Source organism: Fischerella sp. PCC 9605, assembly GCF_000517105.1.
Lineage (GTDB): Bacteria > Cyanobacteriota > Cyanobacteriia > Cyanobacteriales > Nostocaceae > PCC9605.
The window spans coordinates 1,916,112-1,933,977 of record NZ_KI912149.1 but is presented as its reverse complement, the minus strand read 5'-3'; the positions used below and the strand labels follow the sequence as shown (position 1 = coordinate 1,933,977).

10 protein-coding genes are annotated in these 17,866 nt (G+C 43.6%); 8 read left to right on the top strand and 2 right to left on the bottom strand.

Translation table 11 applies throughout. The features are described from left to right. Positions 1-118: 118 nt before the first annotated feature. The gene (locus FIS9605_RS37905; protein ID WP_051470105.1) at positions 119-1,654 is read right to left on the bottom strand and encodes a S8 family peptidase; all 1,536 of its coding nucleotides are present in this window, start codon (positions 1,652-1,654) and stop codon (positions 119-121) included. A gap of 219 nt (positions 1,655-1,873) precedes the next feature. Continuing rightward, positions 1,874-2,251, bottom strand: a complete 378-nt coding sequence (locus tag FIS9605_RS37900) for an NHLP leader peptide family RiPP precursor (RefSeq protein WP_026734755.1) — start codon at positions 2,249-2,251, stop codon at positions 1,874-1,876. Positions 2,252-2,763: 512 nt separating this feature from the next. On the opposite strand from FIS9605_RS37900, the gene FIS9605_RS0123340 reads away from it, so the two are divergent. From FIS9605_RS0123340 to FIS9605_RS0123305, 8 genes are all read left to right on the top strand, one after another. Further along, entirely contained in the window at positions 2,764-6,015 is a 3,252-nt protein-coding gene (locus tag FIS9605_RS0123340; protein WP_026734754.1) for a type 2 lanthipeptide synthetase LanM family protein, read from the top strand. Between the two features lie 91 nt (positions 6,016-6,106). After that, positions 6,107-7,525, top strand: a complete 1,419-nt coding sequence (locus FIS9605_RS0123335; protein ID WP_026734753.1) for a sensor histidine kinase — start codon at positions 6,107-6,109, stop codon at positions 7,523-7,525. Positions 7,526-7,615: 90 nt separating this feature from the next. Continuing rightward, positions 7,616-10,219 (top strand): hypothetical protein, encoded by a 2,604-nt coding sequence (locus tag FIS9605_RS0123330; protein WP_026734752.1) that lies wholly within the window; start codon positions 7,616-7,618, stop codon positions 10,217-10,219. Between the two features lie 222 nt (positions 10,220-10,441). Beyond that, complete coding sequence (locus tag FIS9605_RS0123325; protein WP_026734751.1) at positions 10,442-11,230, top strand: MinD/ParA family ATP-binding protein; 789 nt, start codon at positions 10,442-10,444, stop codon at positions 11,228-11,230. A gap of 113 nt (positions 11,231-11,343) precedes the next feature. After that, entirely contained in the window at positions 11,344-12,507 is a 1,164-nt protein-coding gene (locus tag FIS9605_RS0123320; protein ID WP_026734750.1) for a DUF7005 family protein, read from the top strand. A 90-nt stretch (positions 12,508-12,597) separates the two neighbouring features. Further along, positions 12,598-13,698: a cyclic nucleotide-binding domain-containing protein gene (locus tag FIS9605_RS0123315; protein ID WP_026734749.1), complete on the top strand. Its 1,101-nt coding sequence runs from the start codon at positions 12,598-12,600 to the stop codon at positions 13,696-13,698. 352 nt (positions 13,699-14,050) lie between these two features. Continuing rightward, the gene (locus tag FIS9605_RS0123310; RefSeq protein WP_026734748.1) at positions 14,051-15,499 is read left to right on the top strand and encodes an NHLP bacteriocin system secretion protein; all 1,449 of its coding nucleotides are present in this window, start codon (positions 14,051-14,053) and stop codon (positions 15,497-15,499) included. Next, complete coding sequence (locus FIS9605_RS0123305) at positions 15,486-17,798, top strand: NHLP family bacteriocin export ABC transporter peptidase/permease/ATPase subunit (protein WP_026734747.1); 2,313 nt, start codon at positions 15,486-15,488, stop codon at positions 17,796-17,798. Before FIS9605_RS0123310 ends, FIS9605_RS0123305 begins: the two co-directional genes overlap by 14 nt. The last annotated feature ends 68 nt before the right edge of the window (positions 17,799-17,866 follow it).

Below are 17,866 nucleotides of genomic sequence, written 5' to 3'. Positions count from 1 at the left end.
GTTGTTACTAAGCGTGGTCTGGCAAGTCAACTCTGCCGGGTTAAAAATTCACCGCGTCCCCGTGTCAGTCTCCACCCGCCAATTTTGCGTTGGTCGAGTAAGAGTGCGATCGAAAAAATTAATATAGGATACCTTTGTTACTCCCTGATGAACTCAAGCCAAAAGAGGCTCCTGGGTTAGCAAAAGCCAAAGTATCTAATGCAGAATTGTGGCAGGGGAAAGGTGTTGTGACTAAACCTAACGCTCGATCGGCCTGGATCAATCCGTAGCCACTGGCATAGTCAAAGCCGATGTCAAATTCTGGAGTGCTTGGATCGTCCATGTCAAGAGCAGTTGCTTCCTGAATTGAGTAGATTTCGTCAGCAGAGAGATTGGGATTAGCATCAAGCATTAGAGCGGCCACTCCCGCTGGATATGCGACTGAAGCTGATGTTCCAGCAAAGTTGGGGTAATTGTCTGAATCTTCAGGAATGTCGTCTCCAAAGAAAGTGGTATTAACGCCATCTGGAGCTACAAATGCAGGCTTGCTCCTCCAATAATCGGGAATGAACAAGCGATCGCCATCTTGATCAAACAAAACTGGTGTACCGCCAGCCGAAGAAAAAAACCGTAGTTCACCTGGATCTGTTCCAAATGCTGGAGTTTCAAGGTATGAAATTGCCCCAACTGCCGCTGCTCCCTCAGCATTGGGATTCCCAAAAATAGTTCCGCTAGCAGTGTCAAACTCGTTAATTTTAAAGTTTTTGCCTCCTCCAAACACTATGTACTTCATCAAATCAGGGTCATAACCACCTTTTTTTGAGATTGCTAGGTTAAATTCACTTGTCTGTCCTTCATTGTTAAAGGTAAGAACCTCTACTGGATCGTTACCAATGTTAGACTCGGTGCTGCTAACCAAAACCTTAGTACCGGAACTGTCATACAAGAAAATATCGAGATCGTTGAGAGAACCAGCACCACCACTAACCGAAGCGAAAGGAGAGTCCCATTGGAAAGAGATATCAATTCCAGCACCTGAGGGAATTGTAATGCTCTGGAATGTATCTACTCCAGATCCTGGTTCAAAATCATGGAACTCTCCCCCTGAAGTCGGTTCAATCACACCACTAGGATTAAAGGAACTTTCATAGGAGCGACGACCTTCGTTACCAGCAGAAGCAAAAAAGGAGACAGCAGAGTCACCAGGTCTAGACGATATTTCATCAATAGCCTGAGCTATAATCCCATCTTGGAACATAGGTTCATGGATGATACCTACATCAGATACTATGATGTCAGCTCCTGCATCTGCTAACTTAAAAATGGCATCAGCAAATTCTTCAGGTTGACCCGGGCCTGATGTATGAAATACAAAGTTAGCACCAGGAGCCACATCATGAATAAGTTGCATGATGGCACGACCTTCATCTTCGCCCACACCAGGAGCATCTTCTAGCACTTTAATACCTGATGGCAAGTCACCACTAGCAACATCAGCTTCTGCTCCACCAAGATTATTAAAGCTGTCCGAAATTACACCTATTGTGACACCAGTTCCATCCACACCAAAGAGTTCGCGAGCTTTGTCAGCATTAATAGCTATAGCACCTTGACTTTCAACTAATCCCACATCTTGGCTAGGTGTGAACGTAGACAATTTATCTGTAGGGTTCATTTTCTCTTTGCCTTAGTCTCGTTTAACGATGTAGTATCTTTCCTGTAATTAATTAGTTTTTACTTTGAAATCCTTCATAAAAAAACTCTTAAATTACGGGAAAATAACCAGTTAGTGTTTAGAAAGTAAACCCAGTGAACATCAAAAACCTTCTACCAAAGCTCACTGGGTTAAAATAGCTTAGATTTTCAAGTAGCTACTAGAAAGCTAAGCTTATGCTTACACTAATCCTTCAGCACTACGCTTTTTACTAGCACTAAACCAAGAACAGCTTTCTTCGTACTCTCTAGAACTATACCTGCAACTACCGCCTGCTACTGTTTCTAGATCTGCCTCAGATAATTCTCCACTAGTAGTTGCTGGAGCCGGGTTATTTGGCAGTACTAAGTAGATCTTGTTTGCACTTTCCTGGATTACTTCAATTTCAAGCTCTTTTGGTAGTTCTTCTTTTGACTCTCTCGCATAAACTGCTCTGGGATTGCTGAGCAATTCTTGCTTGAAGGTCTCATTTTCCCAAGCCTGCTGAATGAGCTTCTGCTCAAACTCAAACCGAGTGTTCATTGCCTGAGAGACGATTTTTTTCAGTTCTTCGTGCATTTTCTTTTCTCCTTACTTACTTATGTCAATTTCGAGTTGACATTAACCAGAATATCGATGCATAAACTAAACAGTCAATGCAAATTATTTAGGAATGAAATCTAAAAAAATGCGACTAAATATCTGAGAATGTAAAACGTAAATTGAGGAAAAATCAAACAATAAGAGTTCATTTATAAAGAAAATCCGATTCCCCCAACCCCCCTTAAAATGGGGGAAGTAATTTATAGACCCCCTTAAAAAGGGGGGATTAAGGGGGGATCTACAATCGACGAAAGGGTTAGAGATCCTTAATATTAACTTTATAAATCACCTCTAAAAAACTATTTAGATACTTAAAAATTAAGCAAACAAATATCTAATGAATTGCCCAAGGATAAATGTTCACTACTAAGTAGCAAACAAGATCTGAAAAATTGTTAGTTTTACCAAAAAAAATTGGATTGTGACTTGGGGTTTGTATCCCCTAAGCTAAAACTCTAAGTTTCAGTATCTATAACGTAGTTATTTAAATGGAAGTTTCACAGCAAGATTTAATCAAAATAGTGGAGGCAGCTACTACCCTGACCGAAACATTGGACAAGCGCTTTATCTTTGATGAGGCAAAAGTCAATGAAAAGCTGATTAACTCTCGCTTGGAAGCGTGGCGTCAGGTTGTGGCACAGGGGAATCCAGAAAAATTTGCCAAACGCCTCGCTTGGGATGGACTAGATTCTAGCAGTATCGATAATGTTCTCAGTGATACTCGTCTTGCCGATGCACAGCAACTCCCCTCCTGGACTGAATCTTTGCGGGAAGCTTTGCAAACCGACTGGAAAACAGCGTATGCAGCTGTATCTCGCTGTTTGGATGGCGAAAAACCAATTCCCTTTGAAGAAGTTTATCTGCCCTTTGTTCACGTAGCGCGGCAGAAACTCATTATACAGGTGGGTGCTAGTTGGCAACTGCTGTCGGAAGCAGCTTGCATATGTCTGGAACGTCAACTGTTATTGCGCTTAGCATCTCTTTGCGCCCAGTGTTTACAGGTTGAGTTTTCACTATTTAAAGCGCTGAAGCAATCTGCTTTTACCCTCTTATGGGGACGAGGGCAAGACTTAGGTTCCGATCGGCAGTACCAAACCTTTGTCCAAGACCTGAAAACAGGCAATATACTCTCTTTTTTCCAAAAGTACAGCGTCTTAGCTCGCTTGGTGGCAACGACGATGGATTTCTGGGTGGAGGAAAAAGCAGAATTTCTCCAACGACTGGCATCAGACTTGTCAACCATCCAGGAAAACTTCTCAGAAGATACAGGTCAGGTTGTTGCCATTCAATTAAATCTCTCCGATTCTCACAATCAGGGACGCTCGGTAATAGCATTATCCTTTGCCTCTGGATTGAAACTGATATACAAACCTAGAGGCTTAGGTTTGGAAGCTGCGTATTTTCAGTTACTAGCTTGGTGTAATCAACAGCAAGTTCTGCTGCCGTTCAAGTTACTCAAAGTTATCGACTGCAAAACTCATGGCTGGATGGAGTATGTAGAGTATTTGCCCTGTGAGAACGAAGCAGCAGTGCAGCGATACTACCAACGTGCTGGAATGCTTCTATGTCTACTCTACGTACTGCAAGGTAATGACTTCCATGATGAAAATCTGATTGCTAGTGGAGAACACCCAGTACTGATAGACCTAGAAACCCTTCTTCATCCTCATGCCCACGAGATTAACCCCACAAATGAAGTAGGGGCGCAATCCCTAGCGAATCAGCAACTTTTTGAAGATTCCGTGTTGTGGACTGGACTACTGCCGAGATGGGAATTGGGAGCAGATGGAGGGAAAGCTCACGATGTTAGTGGGTTAGGGGGAGTTGGTGGGGAAATCCCTTTTAGAATGCCAAAGTGGCAAAATATCAACACTGACAACATGGTATTGGAGTACGAGCTTGGTATCATGCCACCCGCAGCCAATACACCTTTTCTCAAAGATATCACCCTATCACCCAATGATTACGTTAATCAACTTGTAGACGGTTTCCGGCAGATGTATCAGTTCCTGACAGAACAGCGAGAAGCGCTTCTGACGACTGATAGTCCTTTAAACATCTTGGCTCATCAAAGAGTACGATTTTTGTTCCGCCCTACCCACATTTACTCTCATATTTTGGGTAAAACCCTGCACCCAAAATTCCTACGGCATGGTGTAGACCGTAGTATTGAACTGGATGTGCTAAGTCGGGCTTTTTTGGCAGCCGATACAAAACCTTCCGTCTGGTTGCTGCTAGTAGTGGAACTACAAGCCTTAGAACAAATGGATATTCCTTACTTCGCTGCTGATTCAAGCAGCGATGCTCTCTGTGTCAACCCTGACTTGAGAATTCAGGCATATTTCAAACAACCTAGCTACGACCAGATGATTTCTCGTCTGCAACAGCTTAATGATGCAGATTTAGCCCAACAAATTGCCATTATTCGTGGTTCTTTTTACTCGCGGGTGGCTCGTGGCATAACCACTATCACATCTAACCTAGGTGATAATACTAGTTTAAAACTAGATGAAACAGCTCCTTTGACACAAGCACAGCTAGTGCAAGAGGCGGTAGAGATTGGCAAAGAACTCCAACAACGAGCAATTCAAGCTGTTGACGGTGGTTTTACTTGGATTGGTATGGGATACCTGCCTAAAGCTCAACGGATGCAACTTCAGCCATTGAGCTATGGATTATACGACGGTATTTGCGGGGTTGCTTTGTTTTTAGGAGCGTTGGCAAAAATTACTGGTGACGTAGGATTTCGAGATTTAGCAAAAAGTGCCTTGCAAGACCTGAGAAAAACTTTGCAGGACACAGACCCAAGCTTTCAGGCTAAAATTACCAAGCAAATGGGTATTGGTGGAGGCATTGGATTAGGGTCTATTATTTATACTTTAGTACAGATAAGTCAGTTTCTAGATGAACCTGAGCTTTTGGATGTTGCGAGCCGGGGAGCGTCCCTAATCACTCAGGAAAGCATTGCGGGCGATCGCCAGTTTGACACGATCGGTGGAGCAGCAGGGGCAATACTAGGGTTACTGAGTTTATATCAAGCAAAAGCAGATCCAGCTGTTCTGGAGCAAGCCACAGCCTTAGGTTATCACCTACTGATTAACCGCACTAAGAGCGATTCTGGATTTAGAGCTTGGGCAACCCTAGCAGGCAAGTTAGCGACGGGATTTTCTCATGGCGCGGCAGGTATTGCCTACGCCTTACTGCGATTGTACAAAACCACGCAAGAAACAGTTTTTCTGGAAGCAGCCGAGGAAGCAATTGCCTACGAGCGCAGCGTATTTTCTCCCAGCGCTGGAAATTGGCAAGACGTGAGAGAAGATCAGCCTGCTTTTATGACCAGTTGGTGTCATGGTGCTCCTGGCATAGGTTTAGGTCGTTTGGGGGGTCTGGCAATCCTTGATACTCCAGAAATCCGCCAAGAAATTGCAGTTGCCATAAATACAACCCAACAGTTTGGTTTACAGAACCTCGACCATCTTTGTTGCGGTAACTTTGGCAGGATGGAGGTGCTATTGATTGCTGCCTCCAAGCTATCAAGTTCAGAACTCTGGAATACTATCCAAAAACAGGCGGCATGGCTTGTAACAAGGGCAAAGCAAGTCGGTGCTTTTTATCTATTTCCTGAATTTCCGGCAGATGTTTACAACCCTGGTTTTTTTCAAGGTACTGCTGGAATCGGTTATGAACTACTGAGGCTGGCGTATCCAGAATCACTTCCTTCGGTGTTGCTGTGGGAGTGAATGAGAAATTGAAATTGGTTAGTGGTTAATAGTTTATAGAACAAAACCATGAACCATCAACAACCAACATTATCTAAAATCTAAAATCAGAATGAAGCGCTTACATCGGTTACTTTACCCGCCTGCCTGGTCTATTGCTGCTAAACTTTCAGCAGCTTTGCTTGCTGTGGCGATCGCGCCGATGAGCTTCACTGCCTACTACAATTTGCAACAAAGTTTAGAAAGTCTGGAGGCTGGTGAATACCGCAAACTAGAATTATCAGCTACCAGTGCTGCTAGCCGCCTTGACCAACTAATTATCGATATTCAGCGCGTTTTAACGCAAGTCAGTAATGATGCAGGTGTGGTGAGTTTCCTTGCTGCTACAACATCTGCAAAGCGAGAAGCTTTCCGCCCCAACTTGCAACAAACACTATTAAATGTCTTTCATTCTAACCCCGACTTTGATGCTGTCTTTTTCATGGATAAAGACGGTGAGTGTCTCGCTTCCACCGATCCATCATTTGTTGGTCAAAACTATGCTTTCCGTGAATACTTTCAACAGTCAATTCAGGGACACTCTCACGTTTCTAGTATCTTAGTGGGTACAACAACTAAACGACCAGGACTTTTCCTCTCTCACCCTGTGCGATCGCCCAAAGGCGAAATTGTCGGAGTGGCGGTACTCAAGATTAGAGGAGAAGATATCTGGGCAATAGTTAATGCATTGCAAGTAGGCTCCTTAAGCTACGCCTTCCTCATTGACCAGCATGGAGTAATCATCAGCCATCCCGATCAATCTCTCCTTTACCATAGCCTCAACCCTTTGCCACCAGAAACTCTTAAACAGGTCGTAACTGATAGACGCTATGGACTTGATGAGATTAAAAGCTTGAATATTCCAGAGTTGGAGTTGATGGTGAAAGCAAAAGAGCCGGGTCACAGCGGCTATCATTTTCCAAGTGAGCAGATGTCCCGGATAGTTGGCTTCGCACCTTTGCAAGTGCAACCTTGGGTATTGGGGGTTAGTCAACCCAAAACAGAATTTAAAGCTCCTTTAAATCGCCTCATTTGGCAGCACGGCAGTATTGTTGTGATGGTAGGAGGAATTACCGCAATCATTGCACTGCTCCTTGCACGAAGCATTTCCCGACCAATTCGCGCCCTTACAGCCGTAGCACAAACACTAGAGCAGGGGAATTTTAATTCTGAGCCGTTGCTTGAGCTGCCTTCCCGGAATGATGACATGGGACAGCTAGTAGGTGTCTTTTTACACATGTCTGATAAGGTTAGGGATAGAGAACAAAAGCTGAAACAGCAGGTAATTGAGCTAAAGATTGAGATTGACGAAACCAAGAGAGCTAGAGAGTTTGCGGAGATTACTGATAATGAACACTTTCAAGAATTACAGAGAAAGATTCAGAAACTTAGAGCTTCTGCTGTTAGTACAGGCGAAACAGAAACTGAGTACTATCAACGATTGCAAACTCAAGTAAAATCCCTCAAGGAGAGGGGGAGAGGGGGAGAGTAGGAGATGAGGAGAGTGGGAGAATAACCACTAACCACTAACCACTAACCACTAACTACTAACTACTAACTACTAACAAATAACCAATGACCAATGACAAATGACGAAGAACTAATCTCGCGTGAAGAAGTATTGGCGGGTTTACCTGCTAGACGAGCAAATACACTATTGTTTTTGATTGAGAGTCGAACAGCGCAGATAGTAGCGCGATCGCTGGTGGAATTTTCCCTCACAGAGCAAGCTGCGAATGAGCGCGATCTGGCTTACTTGGAAGCCTTTGCTTCAGGTCACGCACCACCATTTCATCCCACGATCCAGCATTTGGAACGCCATGCCCTGCAATGGACACCTCTAGTGCCAGAAAATCCCAAACTCAAAGCCGCTATTGCTCATGCTCTCGGTGAGAAGTACGCTTTCACCTATGAAGTAGTCCCTAACATCCGGGCAGCTTTAGGTTTAGATGAGAAAGCAGTACAAGTGGCTTACCTCCGCTTATACAGAAGACAGCTATTGAAAATCTTTGCATCCAGACTACCTTTAACAGAACAGTTACGATGGACTTTCGCGGCGATCGCACACCGGCTTGAGTCTCTCCCTCCTTTCTGGCTTGCCTCTTTGGTAACTGTTGCTTTAGGTCTACCTCAAGCTTTCTTAGCCTTGCCCATTGCTGTAGTCGATATTGGCCCCTTGGCTACTGTTGCTTTTGTAATCATCATCGGCATTGTTAATATCTTGACTATGGCTTGCATGGCTGAAGCGATCGGTCGCAGTGGCGACTTCCGTTATGGCAATGCTTTTATCAAACAATTAGTATCTAATTACTTAGGAAACGCTGGTTCTTTTATACTATCAATAGCTGTAGGCATCCGTGTTTTTCTCATAGCTTTGGCTTGTTACATCGGTTTGTCAGCTACTATGGCAAATCTAACACACATACCAGCAGCACTATGGGCGATATTGCTTTTCTTAGCTGGATTGTATCTGCTTTCACGGCGATCGCTCAGTTTCACTGTTGCTGTGATGATATTGCTTGCAGCTATCAACGTTAGCTTGCTGCTCATCCTCTCACTTTTGGCATTTCGCCACCTGCAACTAGACAACCTTTTATACATCAACTTGCCTTTTCATGCTCGCCATCCTTTCCAACCTTGGATGCTACAACGGGTTTTTGGTGTTGGCCTCATGCTCTACTTTGGGCATGTATATGTAGGTGAGTGTGCGAAAGTGATACTCCCGCGCGATCCTAGTGCTGGATCGCTGATCTGGGGTAGCGTGGCGGGAACTGCTTTCTTAACTGTTCTTTTTTGCATTTGGGTATTGGCAGTCAACGGAGCTATTCCACCGCAATTGTTAGCAGGACAGTCAGGCACAGTTCTAGAGCCACTAGCTATTCAAATTGGCCCGGTCGTTCCAGTCTTGGGAATAGTTTTAGTCATTCTTCTGTTGGGAATGGCTTGGCTGCGTAGTTCCAGTCTCTTGCTCAACTTAGCAAAAGAATGGTTGCCTGCTCAACCTCGACCCGTTTTGATGCTACACCGTCAACAGGGAACATTGATATTGCACCCTTGTGGCGATCCCAGTTGCGTATCTCGTTTTGGTTTAACTTATCTAGGATTGGAAGAGAATCAGCCAAAATTTCGTTTAGATATCCAGTCGAGCGGGAACATACATCATGTAGAGATAACAGTTGCTGAGCGCTGGGAGATTAAAGAACTACTTGAGGAGTTTCCGGACTTACGCAAGTGGAACATTCACCTCATGCTCTCAGTGCGATCGCCTAATCAAGATAGCGTCTGCGTGCAAATCACCTCACCAATGATTCTCGTCTATGAGGGAGGGTTAAAGACAGATGTCATAAATACTACACACAATTCCAGGCGGGTTAGTAATCTTGTCAAAAGACCCATAGCATTTAAATGCCTATCTAATTTACTTTCCCAGCGTCGCTTTTTCCTATCTATTAGTCCGTTAATATTAGTCTTAATTTTGACAGAATGGCTTATCTTTACTGATGCACAATCATTCGCTGGCATATTAGCATTTGCGGGTGTACTTGGCAACACAATTGTAGGTGGTATTTTCCCAATTCTCCTGTTAGTTTCTAGCCGGCAAAAAGGCGAACTGATACCGGGAGTAGTCTTCGGTATCCTGAATCATCCAGTTTTCAGCGTCGGTATATACAGTCTGTTTTTAGCTATCTTGTTTATTCACGGTTTGTTCATTTGGGAAAATCCTGTGGCGCGTCTGTGTGCATTGAGCATCGCTTTGCTATCACTAGCAACCACCTTTGTGATGAAGCGCTATGGAGCTTTTGCTTCCCGTGTGGTAGTAGAACTGCTGACTGAGCAACCAGGAGGGCGATCGCTCTTTAAAATTGCTGCTGGTGGACAACCGAAGATAGCAGAGGTGCGACTGGGATATGCTGAGGGTGAACAACATCACCAAGCTTCTACTGTCGAAATTCCATCACTTCAGTCACTGCAATATGCTATCTTCCATCTACCAACCAAGCGAGAAAAAGAGCTGAGAGTATGGACACATACAAGCAATTCCAGTAGAAATGACTTCAAAAATTTGCCCGCACTTGTAGAAATCGAGAGTGGAGACAAGAATATGCAGTTTGATTTAAAGCTATCCAGTGGAAGAGTTTTGCTTCCTCTAGTTAACGATGAGTGCTGCTTGAAGTTCAGATTTTGAAGGGGAAGGGGAAAAGAGGGAAGACATTATCACCGAATGGATTTTTCTTGGTGTCTTAGTGTCTTGGTGGTGAAAAAAAGAATTCTGGAAACACCAAGACACTAAGCTTGCCCTCGAGCGCAGCGAAGGGACACAAACAGGAAAATAGTCTTCTCTACTAAGAACCCACCTTGACAGGGCTACCCCTTACCCTTTCCCCTGAATTATATTACGAGGTAAACTATGACACAAATTATCGCCGTTCACTCTTTCCGTGGTGGAACTGGTAAATCCAACTTAACAGCCAATCTAGCTGCTACTATGGCATGCCGAGGACAACGTGTAGGCATTATTGATACTGACATTCAGTCACCAGGAATTCATGTTCTCTTCGGTCTAAACGAAGAAAAAATTAACCATTCCCTCAATGACTACCTCTGGGGACGTTGTAATATTAAGGACACTGCCTACGATGTCAGTCATACTCTGATAGCAGAGTCAGGGGAAACAGGTGTAGTAAAAGGTAATCTTTACTTGATTCCCTCTAGTATTAAGGCTGGTGAAATAGCCAGAGTTCTGCGCGAGGGATATGATGTAGTCCGACTTAACGATGGTTTTCAGGAACTCATCCGTTGTCTTAAACTAGACTACTTGTTCATTGATACTCACCCTGGTCTTAATGAAGAAACCTTACTTTCTATTGGTATCTCTCATGTTTTGGTAGTCATCTTACGTCCAGACAGTCAAGACTTCCAGGGAACCGCTGTGACAGTCGATGTAGCTCGTAAGCTGAAAGTACCAAAAATGCTGTTAGTAGTTAATAAAGCGCTACCAGCGTTTGATTTTACAGACTTGCAAAAACAGGTAGAAAAAACCTACAACATTTCAGTAGCAGGTATTTTGCCCTTGTCAGAAGAGATGGTGCAGCTAGGGAGCAAGGGAATATTCTGTCTGCGTTACTCCAAGCATCCTATCAGTAAAACAATGAAAGGAATTACTGAGCAGATTGCTGGTTTAGTCATTAGTCATTAGTCATTGGTCATTTGTTAATTGTTAGTTTTTGGGTGTTAGTTGTTGATGGTTCATGATTTTCTCCATGAACTACTAACTACTAACTACTAACCACTAACCACTAACTACTAACCATGTTCAATCAAAAATTATTTCGTGCTAATGTTCTTGCCTACTTCGGAGCCAATGCTTCAGAAGTAGAGGAATTATTGGCATACAATCATAACGTTTTTAATTGCAACAACTTCAACCATCCCATTAATTTTCCGCTTCCACCAGAAGCCCATGTTTCGGCTTGGGAAAAATACGCTCTTGAAGCTAGAGATATAGGAGCATTTGAAACCCTGAAACAGCGACTGGTACAGTTTCGCTTTCCGATCAAAGCAAGTATCAGTCAAACTATTCCCTATAATGCTGCTACTCGTAAAGGGATGTCGGTGGATGGGATGGCTGAGGCGACTGGTTTGGTTTTGCAACAACCAGATAAACTGCAATTGTTTGTGCATCAAAGCCTCGCAGGAGCAATTCCGGTTTTACTTGCTGGGAACCGAGAGGACTTTGTTTCTCTGGTACAGGCGCTGGCTATGCGGAATGAACCATTACCAGTTTCTGCTTCTATGGGAGCCTGCACGATCAGTGGGTTTAATAACTGGGACAGAATTCGCGCCTTTCGCCAACAATGGGAAACTCGCAATGCTGGTAATTGTTCCGAAAGTAGATGGAAGGAAGAATTTCAGCGAATTAAATCCCAAAAAGAGCTTTATCAGGATAGGTTGATTATTTTAAGTGATGGCCCCTATAGCAATGTTTCAGCCAGTGATATGGGACTTGAAGAAACCGAATGGCTGCGCTATTCCCTAACAATTCGGCTGGAACATGAATGTACCCACTACTTCACGCGTCGCATGTTTAACTCGATGCGAAATAATATGCTCGATGAACTAATTGCTGACTACAGGGGGATTGTTGCTGCTTGTGGGTACTATCGAGCCGATTGGTTTTTGCGCTTTCTGGGATTGGAGTCATTTCCCAATTATCGAGAAGGAGGGAGGCTGGAAAATTACCGAGGTCAGCCACCGCTTTCAGATGGCGCTTTTAAGATTCTACAAGCATTGCTGAAAACTGCCGCAGAGAATTTGGAGTGCTTTGATAGTGAACATGTAGACGAGTTGATCAACAGCAATATTCAACCTCTAATGTTAATGAGCTTGACCTACTTAACCTTAGAAGAATTAGCTTCAGCAGAGGCAAATATTCGCATTCAGAAAACTCTAGAGAAATTACAGAAAAGTTTGTAATTATAGAGTTTCAAACTTTCTCTGCGTTCTGGTGCGCCTCTGAGATTTTTCTCCAAGTTTTTGTTAATAGAACATAGGAAAGTTGAAGTTATGACAGAAGTTTTGCTCAAAGAATTAACTAACAGTGATATAGAATGGATGATTGCGACAGGTCGCCAAAGAGAAATACCTGTTGGTACTGTACTCATCCAGGAAGGAAAAGCTGCCGATTCCCTACATATCCTACTAGATGGAACTTTAACAGTTAATGTATCCCAATCTGATAATAATTTTTTAGCTCGTGCTTTTGCAGTCATAGAGGGTAGTGAATCTTCAAGTCGGGAAATTGCTAGGTTATCAAGCGGCGAGGTAGTTGGAGAAGTTCCCTTTGTTGGTATCTGTCCGATCGCCACTACAGTTAAGGCTGTAGAAAAGTCGCTTGTGATGTCGATTTCCCAACAACAATTAGCAGTTAAATTGCAGCATGATGTAGGTTTTGCGACGCGCTTTTATCGAGCGATCGCGATTATGCTCTCAGACAGATTGCAAAGCATCATCAATCAATTCGGTCGTAGTAACCTCGCACAAGGTCAACCACTAAAGGATGTGCTGTGTGTTTTAGGGGAATTGCACGGTAGTGACATCGATTGGATGATGGCGTGTGGAACTCAGCAAAAAATTGCTGCTAACACAGTACTTATCCGTGAAGGAGGCCCTGTAGATGCGCTGTATATTCTCTTAGGTGGAACAATGTCACTGTCTATTTCTCTTGATGAGCGCAATCCCTTGGCTCGTGCTTTTGCAGCGATCGAGGATAGCGAAATTATCAGTCGAGAGATAGCAAGATTATCGAAAGGCGAAATCGTAGGGGAAACACCCTTTATCGATGGTCGTCTACCCTCTGCAACTATCAAGACAGTTGAAGATACCCTTGTTTTATCAATTTCCCGGCAGCAACTAGCAGCAAAATTGCAGCAAGATGTAGGATTTGCATCTCGTTTTTATCGAGTGATTGCTACTTTGCTTTCCAATAGATTGCAGGGAATGTACACCCGATTGGGTTATAGTCGGCGAGTTTATAGCCAAGGTCAGCCACTAGATGAAAATATTGAATATGAAGATGAATTGGAGTTAAATATCTTAGATAGCATGGCACTGGCTGGAAAAAGATTTGATTGGATGCAGGAACATCTAAAAAATGTTTCAGTATAAAATTTAGGGCTATTAATTAATTGCAAAAATAGTCCACTTAAACTTTGGGCGTTGTTAAAGACAACGCTCAATTTTGTCGTTTTAAAGTTCATATGCTTCAGATAAATAGAACACATTCAATGAATCATTAAAATCAAAAAAATTGCGGGTATCTACCTAAAATTTTTGCATTGTTTATTAATTATTTAGCTCCTAATATTGAGAAAGTAAACCTTAGAAAAAGCATTGTTTAAGCAATAAGAACACCCTACTTTTAGTGTTGCGAGAATCGTGATAAATGGAAATACTTTCTAAGAAAGTTTTTCCCCCTATTCGGTGGGTGGTTATCTAAAGATTTAGGGGGCGAAGAAAAATGTTAAACCAAAAGCGCAACCTGTTCAGAAAAGAATCACTAGACCGCCTATCCTCTCCTGAAAGACTAGACCAGCTCATGCAGGTAGTCAGCCCCAGAAGCTGGCTACCTCTAGTCACCTTGGGTTCCTTGGTAGGAGTAGCTGTCATCTGGAGTATTTATGGACGCATCCCTATCACTGTTGAGGGTCGAGGGGTACTAATTTACCCAAGCAAAGTTGTACCGCTGCAATCGAAAAGTTCAGGGCAGTTAATAGCTCTCAATGTCAAAGTTGGAGATATCGTCAAAAAGGGGCAGGTGCTGGCGACGATTGACCAAACTGAACTCCGCAAGCAGCTACAGCAACAGCAATCTAAATTGACAGAACTAGAGTCACAAGATAAAGCCGCAGGTTCGCTGCAAGGATTGCGGCTGGAACAAGATAAACGGTCGATGCAGCAACAACGCTTATATCTTCAGCAACGCATCCGCGAATTGCAAGCCCTGACGCCTCTCCTTAAAACTAAAGGCAGTGTCTCTATTAGGTTGCAACGCCAAGGCTTGCAGCAACGTCTCCGAGAAGCCCAAGCATTGACTTCCGTTTACAAGCAGAGAATGGAAATCCGCAGACAGCTATTCAAGACAGAAGGAGCAATTTCAGGTGATGATGCTTTAGAGGCAGAACAGCAATATTTGCAAAATCTTGAAAAAATCTCTGAACTTCAAGCCAAGTTAAAAGAACTAGATGTTAAGGAGACTGAACAAGAGAAAGACTATCGCGAAAACCTCAGTTCAATCTCTGAACTGCAAGCTAAGTTGAAAGAACTGGATAGCAAACAAGCTTCTGTGGCTCAACAAGACCTGGAAAATGCAACTACCCGGAAAAAAGAGATTCAAGAAGTCAAGCGAGAGATTGCCAAATTAGAACTAGAACTAGGCAACAATAGCCAAATTATCAGTCAACACTCAGGACGCATTCTGGAAATAACCGTTACACCAGGACAGGTTGTCGATAGAGGAACCCGCCTAGCAAGCATAGATGCCGAGACACCATCTAGTAAGCTAGTTAGTGTAACCTATTTTCCGGTCGCCGATGGCAAGAAAATTCAGGCAGGTATGACAATCCAAATTACCCCTCAAACAGTTAAGCGGGAACGCTTTGGCGGTATTGTGGGTTCTGTAAACAGTATCTCTCGGTTTCCAATTACAAAACAAGCCGCTGCGTCTGAGGTAGGCAATCCAGAAGTGGTGGAAGGTTTGGTATCTGAAAAACAAGCTGGTTTAATGCAAGTATTCTCTGATTTGGAACTAGATTCTCAAACTTTTAGTGGCTACAAGTGGTCTTCTTCCACCGGGCCGCATCTCAAAATATCTCCTGGGACTACTACTGTTGTGCGAGTCAAGGTAGAAGAACGCGCTCCTATCACCTTTGTTTTACCTATCTTGAGGGAATTCAGTGGTATCTACTAATCCAACGTTAGCAACACCGATTCATCCTTGGCAGTACCTACAAAAACTACTACAAGCTAGAGTCTTGCGCGTCAAAACTCCTACATTGTTGCAAATGGAGGCAGTGGAATGTGGTGCTGCTGCTTTGGGCATTATTTTAGGTTACTACAGAAGAATTGTGCCACTGCCAGAATTGCGTCGAGAGTGCGGCGTTTCTCGTGATGGTAGTAAGGCATCTAACATGCTCAAAGCCGCTAGAAATTATGGACTCCAGGCGAAAGGTTTTAAGAAGGAACTGAAGCAACTTCAGGATCTGCACCCTCCCTATATTGTCTTCTGGAACTTCAACCACTTTCTGGTAGTAGAGGGATTTAGCAAACAGCGTGTTTATCTCAATGACCCTGCTACAGGCCCGCGTCATGTCTCCCTACAGGAATTTGACGAGGGGTATACCGGAGTAGTGCTGGTGATGGAACCAGGCGAGGAGTTCACTAAAGGTGGTCGCCAACCCAGCATAATTTTATCGCTATGGGAAAGACTCCAGGGTTCTGCTGGTGCTTTAGTTTACTGCATGATTGCGGGATTTTTCTTAACCACGATTGGGATGGCGATTCCCGTATTTAGCCAGATATTTGTAGATGATATCTTGGTGCAGCAACGTCAGCATTGGCTGCGTCCATTACTCTTGGCAATGGCGATCGCCGCAATACTCCAAGGGTCGCTAACCCTACTGCGGCTACGCTACCTGCGCCGCCTGAAAATTAAGCTAGCTGTCGGAATGTCCAGCCGCTTTCTCTGGCACATCCTGCGCTTACCTATTAGTTTTTATGCCCAACGATTTGCTGGAGAAATCAGTTATCGCACCACTCTTAACGACCAAGTCGCTGATGTCCTTTCGGGAAAGTTGGCGACTACTGCCATTGATGCAGTTATGGTAATTTTTTATGCCCTAATTATGTTCCAATATGATTGGGTACTGACTTTGATTACAGCCAGCTTTGCTGCTGTAAATATAATAACTTTACGATGGATTTCCCGACAGCGCACAGACGCTAATCAGCGATTGATACAAGAGTATGGTAAAGCTGCTGGCACATCCATTGCTGCTCTCCAAAGTATAGAAACTCTTAAGGCATCTGGGTTAGAATCTGATTTCTTTTCCCGGTGGTCAGGTTACTACACCAAAGCTATCAATTCTCAGCAAGAACTGGGGACAACAAACCAGATATTTTCTGTCTTACCCATGCTCATGTCCGCCCTCTCTTCAATGTTTTTGTTGGTTGTAGGCGGTTTACGGGTGATGAATGGGCATCTCAGTATCGGTATGCTCATAGCCTTTCAAGGCCTGATGCAAAATTTCCAAGACCCCGTCAACAATCTCGTCAACTTTGGCAGTAATCTTCAAGAACTAGAGGGTAATTTAATTCGCTTAGATGATGTGCTAAATAACCCCATCGCGCCACAAGTAGAGCAGAGGAGCATAAATACAGGGAAAACGGAAAAGGTTAAAGGACAAGGGGAAGATTCTTCCCTTTTGCCTTTACCCCTTGCCCTTTCTCCGTCCTCTGACCACTCGCTTCTACCCAAATTACAGGGTTATGTGGAGTTGCGAAACATCGTATTTGGCTATAGTCGTCTAGAAGCACCACTGATTGAAAACTTTAACCTCTCAATTAAACCAGGACAGCGAGTAGCTTTAGTAGGTGGAAGCGGTTCTGGTAAGTCTACCATTGCTAAACTCTTAAGCGGACTTTACCAACCTTGGGCAGGCGAAATTCTGTTTGATGGTAAACCAAAAGAGCAGATTCCCCACCAATTACTTACTAACTCTGTCACAATGGTGGAACAAGAAATCCTCCTATTTGGCGGCACTGTCAGAGATAATTTAACCCTATGGGATGTCACGATATCAGACAAAAACCTGATGCGAGCTTGTGAAGATGCAGCTATTGACAATGTGATTCTCTCAATGGCTGGAGGATTAGATGCAGAACTAATAGAAGGTGCTGCTAACTTAAGTGGTGGTCAAAGACAACGTTTGGAAATTGCCCGTGCTTTGGTAAACAATCCCTCCATTCTCATCATGGATGAAGCGACCAGCGCTTTAGATGTGGAGACAGAAAAAATTATTGATGAAAATCTGCGGCGACGGGGATGCACCTGCATTATTGTGGCACACCGCTTAAGTACTATCCGCGACTGTGATGAAATCATTGTTTTGGAACGCGGAAAAGTAGTACAACGCGGCACTCACCAACAATTGTGGCAAGTCGAAGGTGTTTACTCGCGGTTAATCCGCACTGAAGGAGAAGCACTTTAAAAAAGTCAAAAGTCAAAAGCATGCCCAAGGGGCGCAGCGAAGGGTCAAAAGTCAAAAATAATTTATGT

Excerpts from the sequence above, each read along its gene's own strand:
- FIS9605_RS0123325 (WP_026734751.1), top strand. The coding sequence starts at position 10,442 with ATGACACAAATTATCGCCGTTCACTCTTTCCGTGGTGGAACTGGTAAA.
- FIS9605_RS37905 (WP_051470105.1), bottom strand. The coding sequence starts at position 1,654 with ATGAACCCTACAGATAAATTGTCTACGTTCACACCTAGCCAAGATGTG.
- FIS9605_RS0123335 (WP_026734753.1), top strand. The coding sequence starts at position 6,107 with ATGAAGCGCTTACATCGGTTACTTTACCCGCCTGCCTGGTCTATTGCT.
- FIS9605_RS0123340 (WP_026734754.1), top strand. The coding sequence starts at position 2,764 with ATGGAAGTTTCACAGCAAGATTTAATCAAAATAGTGGAGGCAGCTACT.
- FIS9605_RS37900 (WP_026734755.1), bottom strand. The coding sequence starts at position 2,251 with ATGCACGAAGAACTGAAAAAAATCGTCTCTCAGGCAATGAACACTCGG.
- FIS9605_RS0123320 (WP_026734750.1), top strand. The coding sequence starts at position 11,344 with ATGTTCAATCAAAAATTATTTCGTGCTAATGTTCTTGCCTACTTCGGA.
- FIS9605_RS0123330 (WP_026734752.1), top strand. The coding sequence starts at position 7,616 with ATGACAAATGACGAAGAACTAATCTCGCGTGAAGAAGTATTGGCGGGT.
- FIS9605_RS0123310 (WP_026734748.1), top strand. The coding sequence starts at position 14,051 with ATGTTAAACCAAAAGCGCAACCTGTTCAGAAAAGAATCACTAGACCGC.
- FIS9605_RS0123315 (WP_026734749.1), top strand. The coding sequence starts at position 12,598 with ATGACAGAAGTTTTGCTCAAAGAATTAACTAACAGTGATATAGAATGG.